The organism is Flavonifractor sp. AGMB03687 (assembly GCF_017811815.1).
Lineage (GTDB): Bacteria > Bacillota > Clostridia > Oscillospirales > Oscillospiraceae > Flavonifractor.
The window spans coordinates 522,568-536,331 of the sequence record NZ_JADKZI010000002.1 but is presented as its reverse complement, the minus strand read 5'-3'; the positions used below and the strand labels follow the sequence as shown (position 1 = coordinate 536,331).

11 protein-coding genes are annotated in these 13,764 nt (G+C 61.7%); all 11 read left to right on the top strand.

The window, feature by feature from the left end:
• Window positions 1-128: 128 nt before the first annotated feature.
• The 11 genes from pyrH to hisD all read left to right on the top strand — a co-directional run bounded on the left by pyrH (window position 129) and on the right by hisD (window position 13,762).
• The gene (gene pyrH / locus J9789_RS06125; protein ID WP_209343592.1) at window positions 129-851 is read left to right on the top strand and encodes a UMP kinase; all 723 of its coding nucleotides are present in this window, start codon (window positions 129-131) and stop codon (window positions 849-851) included.
• Window position 852: 1 nt separating this feature from the next.
• Window positions 853-1,407 (top strand): ribosome recycling factor, encoded by a 555-nt coding sequence (gene frr, locus J9789_RS06120; protein ID WP_209343590.1) that lies wholly within the window; start codon window positions 853-855, stop codon window positions 1,405-1,407.
• Window positions 1,408-1,481: 74 nt separating this feature from the next.
• Entirely contained in the window at window positions 1,482-2,225 is a 744-nt protein-coding gene (locus tag J9789_RS06115; RefSeq protein ID WP_209343588.1) for an isoprenyl transferase, read from the top strand.
• Window positions 2,226-3,050 (top strand): phosphatidate cytidylyltransferase, encoded by an 825-nt coding sequence (locus J9789_RS06110; RefSeq protein ID WP_348633638.1) that lies wholly within the window; start codon window positions 2,226-2,228, stop codon window positions 3,048-3,050. It abuts the gene before it with no gap.
• A gap of 2 nt (window positions 3,051-3,052) precedes the next feature.
• A complete protein-coding gene (locus J9789_RS06105; RefSeq protein WP_209343586.1) occupies window positions 3,053-4,192 on the top strand; it encodes a 1-deoxy-D-xylulose-5-phosphate reductoisomerase in 1,140 nt (379 codons plus the stop codon).
• Window positions 4,193-4,210: 18 nt separating this feature from the next.
• Window positions 4,211-5,284, top strand: a complete 1,074-nt coding sequence (locus tag J9789_RS06100; protein ID WP_209343584.1) for a site-2 protease family protein — start codon at window positions 4,211-4,213, stop codon at window positions 5,282-5,284.
• A gap of 15 nt (window positions 5,285-5,299) precedes the next feature.
• Window positions 5,300-6,337, top strand: coding sequence for a flavodoxin-dependent (E)-4-hydroxy-3-methylbut-2-enyl-diphosphate synthase (gene ispG, locus J9789_RS06095; protein WP_209343582.1), 1,038 nt, complete (start codon window positions 5,300-5,302; stop codon window positions 6,335-6,337).
• Window positions 6,338-6,353: 16 nt separating this feature from the next.
• On the top strand, window positions 6,354-10,532 hold the full coding sequence (locus J9789_RS06090; RefSeq protein ID WP_209343580.1) for a PolC-type DNA polymerase III: 4,179 nt from the start codon (window positions 6,354-6,356) through the stop codon (window positions 10,530-10,532).
• Between the two features lie 151 nt (window positions 10,533-10,683).
• Window positions 10,684-11,853 carry an ATP phosphoribosyltransferase regulatory subunit gene (gene hisZ / locus J9789_RS06085; protein ID WP_209343578.1) on the top strand — a complete coding sequence of 390 codons (1,170 nt, stop codon included), beginning with the start codon at window positions 10,684-10,686 and terminating at the stop codon, window positions 11,851-11,853.
• Window positions 11,850-12,491 carry an ATP phosphoribosyltransferase gene (gene hisG / locus J9789_RS06080; protein WP_209343575.1) on the top strand — a complete coding sequence of 214 codons (642 nt, stop codon included), beginning with the start codon at window positions 11,850-11,852 and terminating at the stop codon, window positions 12,489-12,491. The genes hisZ and hisG overlap by 4 nt, the downstream gene beginning before the upstream one ends.
• The gene (hisD, locus tag J9789_RS06075) at window positions 12,488-13,762 is read left to right on the top strand and encodes a histidinol dehydrogenase (protein ID WP_209343573.1); all 1,275 of its coding nucleotides are present in this window, start codon (window positions 12,488-12,490) and stop codon (window positions 13,760-13,762) included. Before hisG ends, hisD begins: the two co-directional genes overlap by 4 nt.
• Window positions 13,763-13,764: the final 2 nt, after the last annotated feature.

The window sequence follows — 13,764 nt, the reverse complement described above, 5'->3', positions numbered from 1 at the left end:
TGGCAAATTTTATCGGACAAACCGGATAGACAGTGAATAATTTGAAAAACTTTAGCCTAACCTCTATGCAAAAATGGAAAACTATATTAAAATAAGATAGCATGATTTTCCGAAAAGGGGTTGAACATATGAGTGAACCGCAGTTCAAGCGGATCCTTCTGAAGGTCAGCGGCGAGGCTCTCGCCGGCGAAGCCAGCCGCGGGCTGGATTTCGACGTGATCGGCAGCGTATGCGATGTAATCAAGAAGTGTGTGGCCACCGGCGTTCAGGTGGGCATTGTGGTAGGCGGCGGCAACTTCTGGCGTGGCCTGAAGGATGGCGGCGACCGGATGGAGCGTACCCGCGCCGACCATATGGGCATGCTGGCTACCACCATCAACGCTCTGGCTGTGGCCGACGTGCTGGAGCAGAAGGGCGTGGATGTGCGGGTGCAGACCGCCATTGAGATGCGGGCCATTGCCGAACCTTACATCCGTTCCCGGGCCATCCGGCACATGGAGAAGGGGAGAGTAGTCATCTTCGGCTGCGGCACCGGCAATCCCTTCTTCTCCACCGATACCGCCGCTGTGCTTCGCGCCGCTGAGATCGACGCCGACGCCATCCTGCTGGCCAAGAACATTGACGGCGTGTACTCCGCCGATCCCCGAAAGGACCCCAGCGCGGTGAAGTATGACAGCATCACCTACGATCAGGTGCTGGCTCAGCACCTGGAGGTGATGGATTCCACCGCCACGTCCCTGTCCATGGATAACAAGATCCCGGTGATCCTGTTTGCGCTCAAGGACCCTGAGAACATTCTGCGGGTGGTCATGGGCGAAAAAATCGGAACCATCGTGAAGGAGGAACCGTGAAATGAAGGAACTCAATCAGGAATTTGACGCCAAGATGAAAAAGACCATCGACGTGGTCGTCAGCGATTTTGCCAGCGTTCGTGCCGGCCGTGCCAACGCCGCCGTGCTGGACAAGATCACCGTGGACTACTACGGCGCCCCCACTCCCCTGAACCAGGTGGCCGCCATTTCCTCTCCCGATCCCCGTTCTCTGATGATCCAGCCCTGGGACGGCACCCTGCTGAAGGCCATCGAGAAGGCCATCCAGTGCTCCGACCTGGGCATCAACCCCCAGAACGACGGCCGCGTCATTCGTCTGGCCTTCCCTCAGCTCACCGAGGAGCGCCGTAAGGAGCTGACCAAGCAGGTCAAGAAGTACGGCGAAAACGGTAAGGTCGCCATCCGCAACATCCGCCGGGATGCCATGGAGAAGTTCAAGGCCCTGGAGAAGAAGGGCGAGATGACCGAGGACGACCGGAAGGATTATGAGAAGGAGCTCCAGGATCTCACCGACAAGCGGATCAAGGAGATTGACGAGCTGACTGCCAAGAAGGAAAACGAACTGATGGCGGTCTGATCCAAAAATGAACAAAGACCCGGTGCGGGGCGCCTGATGCGTCCCGCACTGGTGTCGTATAGGCGGGTTTAAGCATGGCTTTATTCAAACCAAAGACGGAACTGGCGGAAGTGGATTTCGACCGCCTGCCCCGTCACGTGGCGATCATCATGGACGGCAACGGCCGCTGGGCCAAGCGCCGGGGACTGCCCCGCACCGCGGGTCACGCCGCCGGGGCTGAGACCTTCCGTACCATTGCCACCTACTGCCAGAAAATCGGTCTGGAGTATCTGACGGTATACGCGTTTTCCACAGAGAACTGGAAGCGGCCCATGGAGGAGGTCTCCGCCATCATTGGGCTGCTGAAAAAATATCTGCTGGAATCCATTGAGAAGATGGAGAAGGATAAGATCCGGCTGCACTTTTTCGGCGATCTGGACGCCCTGCCGCCGGAGCTGCGGGAGCTGACCGTCCGTACCGACGATATTTCTACCCGGTATGAGGGCATGCAGGTCAACGTATGCTTTAACTATGGCGGACGGGACGAGATCGTCCGGGCGGCCCGCGCTTTTGCGGCGGACTGCCTGGCCGGAAAGCGGAGCCCGGAGGAGCTAACGGAGGAGACCTTCTCCAACTATCTCTACTCCGCCGGGGTACCAGATCCCGATCTGGTGATCCGTCCCAGCGGCGAGCTGCGGATCTCCAACTTCCTGCTGTGGCAGTCGGCCTACGCGGAGTTTTACTACACCGACGTACTGTGGCCCGACTTCAGCAAGGAAGAGCTGCATAAGGCGCTGGCGGCTTATCAGAGCCGCTCCCGTCGATTTGGAGGTGTCTGAGTGGGGAAGCGAATCATGGTGGCGGTGATCTTTATCCCGCTGCTTGTTGTGCTGATTTATGGGATTTCCCCGACATATCCGGTGGTCCTGCCCATTCTGATTGCAGCCCTGTCCATGATCGCGGTGCATGAGGTACTGTGGTCCACTGGCTTTTTGAAGCATACTCGGATATCCGGTTATTCGCTTGTTTTGGCCGGTCTGGTCCCCTTTTGGGTGTTCTACAGCGGCCAGCTGATGCCCGCGCTGTGCGGCATGTTCGTGTATGTGGTGCTGCTGTTTGCCGAGGCCATTGGCAGCCACAAGCGCATCACCCTGGAAAAAATGGGCGGCGCCTTCTTCCTCAGCGTGGTCATTCCCTTTTTCCTGTCCTCGCTGCTGCGCATCCGGCAGATGGAGTACTGGAGGGCCCTCATCATTCTGCCCTTTGTGGTGGCGTTCCTCAGCGATGCCTTCGCCCTCTTTGCAGGCATGGCCTTTGGTAAGCACAAGCTGGCTCCGGAGCTCTCTCCCAAAAAGACGGTGGAGGGCGCCATCGGCGGCTTTGCCGGCGCCATCGTGTGTACGGTGCTCTACGGCGTGGTGCTCCAGCTGGGGTTCTCCATGCAGGTCGACTACCTTTACCTCATTGTCTACGGCGCCCTGGGCAGCGTGGTGTCCCAGCTGGGCGACCTGTCCTTTTCCTATATCAAGCGGGAATACGGTCTCAAGGATTTCGGCAATATTTTCCCCGGTCACGGCGGCGTGCTGGACCGCTTTGACAGCGTGATCTTCTGTGCGCCCCTGATCGAGCTGCTGATCCATTTCCTGCCCGCAGTGGGGGGCTGAACATGAGCAATTGCATTTCGTTGCTGGGTTCTACCGGCTCCATCGGGCGGCAGTCACTGGAAGTGATTGCCGCCTGTGGCATGACTGTGGCTGCATTGACCGCCAACCGGGATGTAAACCGGATGGAGGAGCAGTGCCGCCAGTTCAAACCCAGGCTGGCGGTCATGATGGACCCGACCGCCGCCGCTGATCTGAAGGCCCGGCTGGCCGACACCGGCATCCGGGTGGCCTCCGGCCCCGAGGGCCTGGTGGAGGCTGCCACCCTGGCGGAGGCGGATACCGTCCTCACCGCCGTGGTGGGTATGGTGGGCCTGGTGCCCACCCTGGCCGCGGTCCGTCAGGGCAAGCGGATCGCTCTGGCCAACAAGGAGACCCTGGTGTGTGCCGGGGAGCTGGTAATGGACGGAGCGGACCAGTACGGCGCGGAGATCGTGCCGGTGGACTCGGAGCACTCCGCCATCTTCCAGTGCCTGCAGGGCAGTCAGGATAGGGGAGAGGTGAAACGCCTCATCCTCACCGCCTCCGGCGGGCCTTTCTGGGGCTGGGACAAGGAGCGCATCGCCTCCGCCACGGTGGAGCAGGCCCTGAACCACCCCAACTGGTCCATGGGAGCCAAGATCACCGTGGATTCCGCCACCTTGATGAACAAGGGCCTGGAATTCATCGAGGCCATGCGGCTCTACCGTATGCCGCCCGAAAAAATCGCCATTGTGGTCCACCGGGAGAGCATCATCCACTCCATGGTGGAATACTGTGATAACGCGGTGCTGGCTCAGATGGGGGTGCCTGATATGCGCCTGCCCATCCAGTACGCCCTGACCTGGCCCGCCCGCGCCCAGGCGGTGGCAAAGCCCCTGGATCTGCTGACCTGTCCGCCCCTGACCTTCCACGCCCCGGACTACGACGCGTTCCCCTGTCTGTCCCTGGCGTTGGAGGCCGCCAAAACCGGCGGTACCGCCACCGCGGTGCTCAACGGCGCCAACGAGGCGGCGGTTGGCCTGTTCCTGGCGGGAAAGATCCCCTTCGGCGACATCGCCAAGCGGGTGGAGCGTGCCCTGGCCGGTGTGCCGGTGGTGCAGGCGCCCACCCTGGAGGATGTGCTGGCGGCGGATGAGGCCGTCCGGGCGCTGGCAGGCAAGTAAACTGATTTTGAGGTGTCTATGAACGTACTTTCCATTGTGCTCGTCATCCTGTTTTTCGGCCTTCTCATTGCCATCCACGAGTTCGGCCACTTCATCGCCGCCAAAACCTTGGGGGTGAAGGTCAACGAGTTCGCCATCGGCATGGGCCCCAAGCTGCTGCACAAGGAGAAGGGGGAAACCCTTTACACCCTTAGAGCCTTCCCCATCGGCGGTTTCTGCGCCATGGAGGGGGAGGGGGAGTCCTCCGACGATCCCCGGGCCTTCAGTAATAAGGCATGGTGGAAGAAGCTCATCATTCTGGTGGCCGGTGCGTTCATGAACTTTGTAGCCGGTGTGGTGCTCATCGTGGCCATTTTCCTGGCCGCGGGCAGCCCCTCCATGCCGGTGGTCACCGGCTTCATGACCGGGGCGGAGGACATCGTCCAGACCGGCCTGCAGCCCGGCGACCAGATCTATTCCATCGACGGACACCGCATCTATTTCCAGACCGACGCCACCATGTTCCTCAGCCGGGCTGGGGAGCAGGTGGAGATGGTAGTGCTGCGGGACGGGGAGAAGGTGGACCTGGGTACCATTGATCTGCCCTACCGCCAGCTCACCGATGAAAACGGCAATCAGGTGACGAAGCGGGGCATCTATGTGGGCCAGTTCCAGGAGGACACCCCGCTGACCCTGCTGCGCAACAGCTGGTATCAGGCCGTAGACTACGTCCGCATGGTTTGGATGGGTCTTGGTGACCTGATTACCGGCGCAGTGGGCCTCAACGACATGTCCGGCGTCATCGGTATCGTGGCGGTGGCGGGCGATGTGGGCCAGGCGGGAGCGGCGGCAGCCGGTCTCTTCGGCCTGATCATCAACATCCTGGATTTCACCGCCCTCATCGCTATCAACCTGGCGGTGATGAATCTGCTGCCCATCCCGGCCCTGGACGGCGGACAGATCCTGTTTGTCTTTGTGGGAGGCATTTACCGCCTCTTTACCGGGAAGAAGATCAACGAAAAATACCTGGGCTATGTAAACGCCGTAGGCTTTTTCTGCCTCATCGCCCTGATGGTGGTGGTGGCGGTCAACGACGTGCTCAAGCTGTTTTAACAGGGAGGAGAACCAATGACCAGACAGATCCTTGTGGGCGGCGTCCCGGTGGGGGGCGGCGCCCCTGTCACCATTCAGTCCATGACCAACACCCGCACTGACGACGTACAGGCCACGGTGGATCAGATCCGCCGTCTGGAGGAGGCCGGGTGCCAGATCATCCGGGTGGCGGTGCCCGATATGGCCGCCGCCAAGGCGGTGGGCGCCATCAAGGCGGGCATCCATATCCCGCTGGTGGTGGACATCCACTTTGACTACAAGCTGGCCCTGGCCTGCGTGGAGGAGGGATGCGACGCAGTGCGCATCAATCCCGGCAATATCGGCGGGGAGGACCGGGTGAAAGCGGTTGCGGAGGCCTGTAAAGCCAGAAAACTTCCCATCCGTATCGGCGTCAACGGCGGCTCCCTGGAGAAGCCTCTGCTGGCCAAGTACGGCGGGGTCACCCCGGAGGCCCTGGTGGAGTCCGCCTTCGGCCACATCGCCCTGCTGGAGCAGTATGACTTCCACGATATCTGCGTGTCCCTCAAGTCCTCCTCGGTAGTCACTACCATGGCGGCCTACCGGCTCATGAGCGAGAAGAGCGACTATCCCCTGCACCTGGGGGTTACCGAGACGGGAACCACCCGCATGGGCACCATCAAGTCCGCCATCGGTATCGGCGGTCTGCTGGCCCTGGGCATCGGCGACACCCTGCGGGTGTCCCTGTCCGCCGACCCGGTGGAGGAGGTGTACGCCGCAAAGGATATCCTCAAGGCCCTGGGCATGGCGGCCAATGAGCCCAACTTGGTGTCCTGCCCCACCTGCGGCCGTACCCGCATTGACCTGATCGGCCTGGCCAATCAGGTGGAAGAGCGGCTGAAGAACGTCCATAAGCCCATTACCGTGGCGGTAATGGGGTGCGTGGTCAACGGCCCCGGCGAGGCCTCCGCCGCCGACGTAGGAATCGCCGGCGGGCAGGGGGAAGGCCTGCTCTTCCGCAGGGGAGAGATCGTAAAGAAAGTTCCCCAGGAGCAGCTGGTGGACGAGCTGTTCCATCTGATCGACCAACTGTAAAGCAGGAGCGTGTCCTATGCCTGAAGCACAAAAGATCCCATTTCTCAAACTGTTTTCCGCCTGGCGGCCCGGCGACCAGCTGGCGGCTATGACCCAGGACTACCTGGTGACCCGGGCGGTCATCGACAAGCACACCCGGTCCATCAAGGCCCAGGTGGAGTGCGCCAACCCTCCGGCGGAGGATCTGCGCCGCACCATCGAGCGCAGCATCGCCCTGGCCTACCGGGTGGAGCGGGTGGAGCTGGATATCACCGCGCCGGTGGACGCGCCTGCCCCCGCACCGGCACCGGCGGAGAAGCCTGCTGCTGCTCCGGCCCCGGAGCAGCCCGCCCCCGCCCAGCAGCCCCAGACACCGCCGGTGGAGGATGACGCCGCCGCCGCTTTCCGCCGCACCGAGGAGATCCGCCGCAAGGCGCTGGAGAGCTTGAAGACGGCCCGGCCTGTGGAGAAGAAGGCACCCAAAGAAGGGAAAGGAAAACTGCTTTACGGACGCCATGAAATCAAGAAGGAGCCCATTCCCATGGGCACTCTGGACCTGGATATGGGTACCGTGATCGTAGAGGGCGACGTGTTCGCCGTGGACCACCGGGAGCTGAAGAAGCGGGGTGCCTGGGTGGTGTCCTTCGACATGACCGATTACACCGGCTCAGTGCGAATCAACAAGTTCTTTCCCGGCGACGAGGGCAAACCCTTGGTGGATGGGGTGAAGAAAGGACAACACCTTTACATTCAGGGCAAGCTGAACATCGACCGGTTCACCGGCGACATGGTGCTGGAGCCCTTCGCCGTCATGGAGGGCAAGAAGGAGCCCAAGATGGACAATGCCCCGGAGAAGCGGGTGGAGCTCCATCTCCACACCAATATGTCCGCCATGGACGCCCTCACTGCTGTGGGTTCCAAGATGGATTCTCCCATCGGCGTGGATAAGAACGTGGTGAAGCGGGCGGAGCGGTGGGGCCACCGGGCCATTGCCATCACTGACCACGGCGTGGCCCATTCCTTCCCCAATGCCTGGCACTCCGCCAAGAACATCAAGATCCTCTACGGCGTGGAGGCCTATTTCATCAACGACGTGGACGACCGTGTGGTCATCCATGGTGACAAGGATCAAGACTTTACACAGGATATCGTCTGCTTCGACATTGAGACCACCGGCCTGGACAAGCGCACCGAGGCCATCACCGAGATCGGCGCTGTGGTGCTGCGCAACGGGGAGGTGGTGGAGCAGTTCTCCACCTTCGCAGACCCCGGCCGGCCTCTGACCCGGGAGATCACCCAGCTTACCGGCATCACCGATGAGATGCTGAAGGGAGCCCCCTCCCAGGAGGAAGCAGTCAACGCCTTTCTGGACTTCGTGGGAGATCGGCCCCTGGCCGCCCACAACGCTGAGTTCGACATGGGCTTCATCGGGGAGGCCTGCCGCCGGATGGGCCGCCCCTTTGAGAACACCTCTCTGGACAGCCTGATCCTTGCCCAGAACCTGCTGCCCGATTTGGGCAAGTACAAGCTGGACATTGTGGCCAACCACCTGAATCTGCCCGCTTTCAACCACCACCGGGCCTACGACGATGCAGCCACGGTGGGCTATATGTTGGTGCCCTTCTTCCGGATGCTGTCCGATATGGGTGTCCACACCTTGCAGCAGATCAACCCGGCCATGTCCAAGCTGCGCTCCGGCGGCAAGGCCAAGCGGCAGCCCAAGCACCTCATTGTGCTGGCCAAAAACCAGTTGGGACTGCGGAATCTGTACAAGCTGATCTCTGCCTCCTACCTGGACCACTTCAAGCGCTATCCTATCATGCCCAAGAGCCTTATCAATCAGCACCGGGAGGGCCTTATCATCGGCTCGGCCTGTGAGGCAGGCGAGCTCTTCCAGGCCATCATCAAGCGCAAGGAGTGGAACGAGCTCAAGCGCATCGCCTCCTGGTATGATTTCCTGGAGATCCAGCCCCTGTGCAACAACGCCTTTATGCTGCGCAAGGGTATGGTCAAGAGCCAGGAGGATCTGCGGGACTTCAACCGCACCGTGGTGGCCCTGGGCGACGCCCTGGACAAGCCGGTGTGCGCCACCGGCGACGTCCACTTCCTGGACCCGGAGGACGAGATCTACCGCCACATCCTGCTGGCCTCTAAGGGCTTTGACGACGCCGACTCACCCCTGCCGCTCTACTTCAAGACCACCCAGGAGATGCTGGACGAGTTTGCCTACCTGGGCAAGGAGAAGGCCTACGAGGTGGTGGTGCGCAACACCAACCTGGTGGCTGACTGGTGTGAGGACGTGGTGCCCCTGCCAAAGGGCCTGTTTGCCCCCAAGATCGAGAACTCCGCCGAGGAGCTGACCCGTCTGGTCTGGGATAAGGCGAAAGCCCTTTACGGCGAGGAACCTCCCAAGATCGTGGTGGACCGGATCAACGCCGAACTGGGCGATATTATTAAGTGTAAATACGACGTGATTTATATGTCTGCCCAGAAGCTGGTGCAGGACTCCCTGGACCACGGTTATCTGGTTGGCTCCCGTGGTTCGGTGGGTTCCTCTCTGGTGGCCTTCATGTCGGGCATCACCGAGGTGAATTCTCTGCCGCCCCACTACCGCTGCCCCAAGTGCAAGCACTCCGACTTTGAGGCGGCCAAGGAGCTGGGCATCGGCTGCGGCGCCGACATGCCGGACGCCAACTGTCCGGTGTGCGGCACCCCCTACGCCAAGGACGGCTTCAACATCCCCTTCGAGACCTTCCTGGGCTTCGGCGGCGACAAGGTGCCCGATATTGACCTGAACTTCTCCGGTGAGTACCAGTCCAGCGCCCACCGCTATACCTTTGAGCTGTTCGGCCAGACCCACGTGTTCCGGGCGGGCACCATCGGTACGGTGAAGGACAAGATCGCCTTCGGCTACGTGAAGCACTACCTGGACGACCACGGCCTCCACGGTACCCGTGCGGAGGAGAACCGTCTGTCCCTGGGGTGTAGCGGCGTCAAGCGTACCACCGGCCAGCACCCCGGCGGCATGGTGGTCATCCCCCAGAACCGGGAGATCTATGACTTCTGTCCGGTGCAGCACCCCGCCGACGATCCCAACAGCGACATCATCACCACCCATTTTGAATATCACTCCATGGAGTCCAACCTGCTGAAGCTGGACATGCTGGGCCACGATGATCCCACCATGATCCGTATGCTCCAGGACCTGACGGGGGTAGATCCCCAGACCATCCCCCTGGACGACAAGGACACCATGAGCATCTTCACTTCCTCCAAAGTGCTGGGCTTTGAGGACGACCCCATTCTGGGCCCCACCGGCGCTGTGGCCATCCCGGAGTTCAACACCAAGTTTACCCGCGGCATGCTGGTGGACACCCAGCCCCATCAGTTTGACATCCTGCTCCGCCTGTCCGGCTTCTCCCACGGCACCGACGTGTGGCTGGGCAACGCCCGGGACCTGATCGTGGATCAGGGCATCCCCGTCGGCCAGGCCATCGGCTGTCGTGACGACATCATGATCTTCCTCATCTCCTGCGGTATGCCGGAGAAGCGTTCCTTCAAGATCATGGAGGCGGTGCGAAAGGGAAGAGGTCTGCCCGAGGGGGCAGAAGAGGAGATGAAGGCCGCCGGTGTGCCCGACTGGTATATCGGCTCCTGTAAGAAGATCAAGTACCTGTTCCCAAAGGCCCACGCCGTGGCCTACGTCATGATGGCCTTCCGCATTGCCTGGTTCAAGGTACATCACCCTCTGGCCTTCTACGCTGCCTTCTTCTCCATCCGGGCCAAGGCTTTTGACGCCACCTGCATGTGTATGGGCATGGACGTGTGCAAGGCCAAGATGAAAGAGATCGAGAGCAAGGAGAAGCCCACTCCCGTGGAGGAGGACACCCTGGTCACCCTGGAAGTGGTGTACGAGTTCTATCTCCGGGGCTTTTCCTTCGAGCACATGGACCTGTACCGGTCCCACGCCATCAACTTCCTGCCCAACATGGAGAAGAAGACCCTGTTGCCGCCATTTACCTCTATCCCGGGCCTGGGCGAAACGGCGGCTCTGTCCATCATGGAGCAGCGGCAGGGCAAGCAGTTCATCTCCATCGAGGAGTTCTCCGCCGCCTGCCCCAAAGTGTCCAAGACCCACATTGAGCAGCTCAAGGCGGTGGGCGCCCTGGACGGCATGCCAGACACCAGCCAGATTACCCTGTTTGACGGATTCTAACAATATAAATATAGGAGGCCATTCCGGCCCGACAGACCCAAAGCGGGGCGGTAAGGTATGCCGCCCCGCTTTTTCCATATCCGTGCTTGACAAGTATGGGATATTATAGTATATTAGCGTGGTAAAGTGATAAAGCAAAGGGCGTGATCCCATGAAATTTAACATCAACACCCCCGAGGGCACCCGGGACCGGTTGTTTGCCGAGTGCCAGGAGCGGCGGCAGGTCCAGGCCAAGCTGACCCGCCTGTTCCGCCAGCGGGGGTTTCTGGAGGTCTCCACGCCGGAGACCGAGTTCTATGACCTGTTTGCCCGGTCGGGCAGCGCCATCCCCCAGGAGCGCATGATCAAGGTGGGGGACCCCAGCGGTAAGTTCTGCGTCATGCGGCCCGACTCCACCACCCCCATCGCCCGGGTGGCGGCCACCAAGCTGAAAGCAATGGCCATGCCCCAGCGGCTGTACTACGACCAGACGGTATACCGGGCCAACCCCGCCCACAACGGCGGCAGCCGGGAGATCCCCCAGTGCGGCGTGGAGCTTATCGGGGCGAAAGGGAAGAAGGCGGACGTGGAGATCATCGTCACCGCCATCGACGCCCTGCGGTGCTGCGGGGCCCAAAAGTTCCATGTGGAGCTGGGCCACGCCGGATATTTCCGGGAGCTGGCTGGTCGGCTGGAGCTGGAGGATTCTGCCGTGGAGGAGATCCGGGCGCTCATCGAGGACAAGAACTTCGCTGCACTGAAGGATTTCCTGGAGCCCTACCGGGGCAACCCGGCCTGTGCCGCCCTGGAGCAGCTGAGCCGCCTCTTCGGCGGGGTAGAGGTGCTGGGTCAGGCCGAGAAGCTGGCGGGGAAGACCCCGGCGGTGGATTACCTGTCCGAGCTGTATGACGAGCTGTCCGCCGCAGGCTACGGCCCCTACATCCGCTTCGATCTTGGTATGGTCCATCAGATCGACTACTACACCGGCGTGGTCTTCCGGGGCTACGTGGAGGGGGCGGGGGACGCCGTGCTCTCCGGCGGCCGGTACGATAACCTGGTGGGCATCTTCGGTCGGGAGGCTCAGGCCACCGGCTTTGCTGTGGACGTGGACGCGGTGGCTCGCACCCTGCCCGAGATGGTGCTGCCGGTGCTGCGCACCGTGGTCCACTATGAGCCGGGCTATCTGGCCCAGGCTCTGGAGGCGGTGGACGGCCGCCCCGCCGGTACCTGTGAGCTGTCCCCCTGCCGTACTTTGGAGTCCAGCGTGAATCTGGCCCGGGACAAGGGCGCGGAGATGGTGCTGGTCTACGACAAGGATGGGGAAAGGATGGTGCGGGTATGAGTGAGCGGCTGAAAATCGCCATCACCAAGGGGCGGCTGCTGGACAAGAGCATGGAGCTCTTCGAGGGGGCCGGGCTGGACTGTTCCCCCATCAAGGACCCGGGCCGTCGTCTGGTCCACTGTGTGCCAAACTACCCCCTGGATGCGGTGCTGGCCAAGGCGCCCGACGTTATCACTTACGTGGAGCATGGGGTGTGCGACCTGGGCATCGTAGGGAAGGATACCATCCTGGAGAAGGGAGGCTCCTTCTACGAGGTGCTGGACCTTGGATTTGGCAAATGCCGGTTCGCCCTGGCCGTCAAGGCGGGGAGCGACTTCTACAGTACCTACAAGACCCGGCGCATCGCCTCCAAGTACCCGGAGGTGACCCGTGCATTCTTTGCCGGTAAGGGCATGGACGTGGACATCATCAAGATCGAGGGCAGCGTGGAGCTGGCCCCCATCCTGGGGCTTGCCGACGCCATCGTAGATATCGTGGAGACGGGAGCCACCCTGAAGGCCAACGGCCTGGTGCCCATCGAGGATGTGGCGCCAGTGTCCGCCCGGCTCATCGTCAACACCGCCAGCATGAAGCTGTATAAGAACCAGATCGAAGATTTTATCGCCCGCTGTGAGGGAGAATTGGAGAAACGGACATGATTCAGATCGTAAAAGCAGACGGCGCCGCCGAAAAAGCGGTCATGGCCGCCATGAAGGCCCGGGCAGCCCAGGCCAACCAGGCCATTGACGCGGCGGCGGCCGAGATTATGGAAACGGTCCGGGAGAAGGGCTTCGAGGCGGTACGGAAGTATTCCCTCCGCTTTGACAAGGCCGAGCCCCGAGAGATCTCCCAGGAGGAGCTCCAGGCGGCCTACGACCGCTGCTCGGCGGATCTGATCGCCGCCCTGGAGCGGGCAGCCGCCAACATCAAGGATTATAATGAAAAGCTGCTCATCCGCACCATGGAGTGGAATTCCCCTGACGGGGGCGTGGTGGGCCGGGTGGTCCGTGGCCTGACCCGGGTGGGCATCTATGTGCCCGGCGGAACGGCGGCCTACCCCAGCAGCGTGCTAATGAACGCGGTACCCGCCAAGGTGGCGGGGGTGGAGGAGATCGTCATGGTGACACCCCCCACCGAGAACCTGAACGACGCGGTGCTGGCCGCCGCCAAGATCGCCGGAGTGGACCGGGTGATCGCCGTGGGCGGCGCCCAGGCAGTGGCCGCCCTGACCTATGGTGCCGGCTTCATTCCTCGGGTGGATAAGCTGGTTGGCCCCGGCAACGCTTTTGTGGCCTCCGCCAAGCGGCAGGCCTACGGCAAGCTGGACATCGACATGGTGGCCGGACCCTCCGAGGTGCTGGTCATCGCCGACGGCAAGGCCAATCCCAAGTTTGTGGCTGCCGACCTGCTGAGCCAGGCGGAGCACGACAAGTTGGCTTCCGCTGTGCTGCTTACCGATTCCATGGAGTTGGCCAAGGCGGTGGACGGGGAAATCGTCCGCCAGACCGGCTATCTCAGCCGTTCCGATATTATGGAGTGCTCTCTGCGGGATTTTGGCTGTGCTATTGTGTGCGACAGCCTGGCCGACTGCGCCGCACTAGCCAATGAGATTGCCCCAGAGCACCTGGAAATTGTCACAGAGGATCCTCGGGCTTTGCTGCCCGCCATCAAGAACGCCGGTGCGGTGTTCCTGGGGGCCTGGTCCCCGGAGCCTCTGGGGGACTATCTGGCCGGACCCGACCACGTGCTGCCCACCAGCGGCACCGCCCGGTTCTTCTCGCCCCTCAGCGTGGACAGTTTCCTCAAGACCATGAGCATCATCCAGTACGACCAGGCCAGCCTGGCCCCCATCAAGGACCAGATCATCACACTGGCCGAGAGTGAGAAGCTCACCGCCCACGCCAATTCCATCAAAGTGCGGTTTGAGTAAAG

Coding starts and splice junctions, on each gene's coding strand:
- J9789_RS06100 (WP_209343584.1), top strand. CDS start 4,211: ATGAACGTACTTTCCATTGTGCTCGTCATCCTGTTTTTCGGCCTTCTC.
- ispG (WP_209343582.1), top strand. CDS start 5,300: ATGACCAGACAGATCCTTGTGGGCGGCGTCCCGGTGGGGGGCGGCGCC.
- pyrH (WP_209343592.1), top strand. CDS start 129: ATGAGTGAACCGCAGTTCAAGCGGATCCTTCTGAAGGTCAGCGGCGAG.
- J9789_RS06115 (WP_209343588.1), top strand. CDS start 1,482: ATGGCTTTATTCAAACCAAAGACGGAACTGGCGGAAGTGGATTTCGAC.
- J9789_RS06090 (WP_209343580.1), top strand. CDS start 6,354: ATGCCTGAAGCACAAAAGATCCCATTTCTCAAACTGTTTTCCGCCTGG.
- hisZ (WP_209343578.1), top strand. CDS start 10,684: ATGAAATTTAACATCAACACCCCCGAGGGCACCCGGGACCGGTTGTTT.
- J9789_RS06105 (WP_209343586.1), top strand. CDS start 3,053: ATGAGCAATTGCATTTCGTTGCTGGGTTCTACCGGCTCCATCGGGCGG.
- hisG (WP_209343575.1), top strand. CDS start 11,850: ATGAGTGAGCGGCTGAAAATCGCCATCACCAAGGGGCGGCTGCTGGAC.
- hisD (WP_209343573.1), top strand. CDS start 12,488: ATGATTCAGATCGTAAAAGCAGACGGCGCCGCCGAAAAAGCGGTCATG.
- frr (WP_209343590.1), top strand. CDS start 853: ATGAAGGAACTCAATCAGGAATTTGACGCCAAGATGAAAAAGACCATC.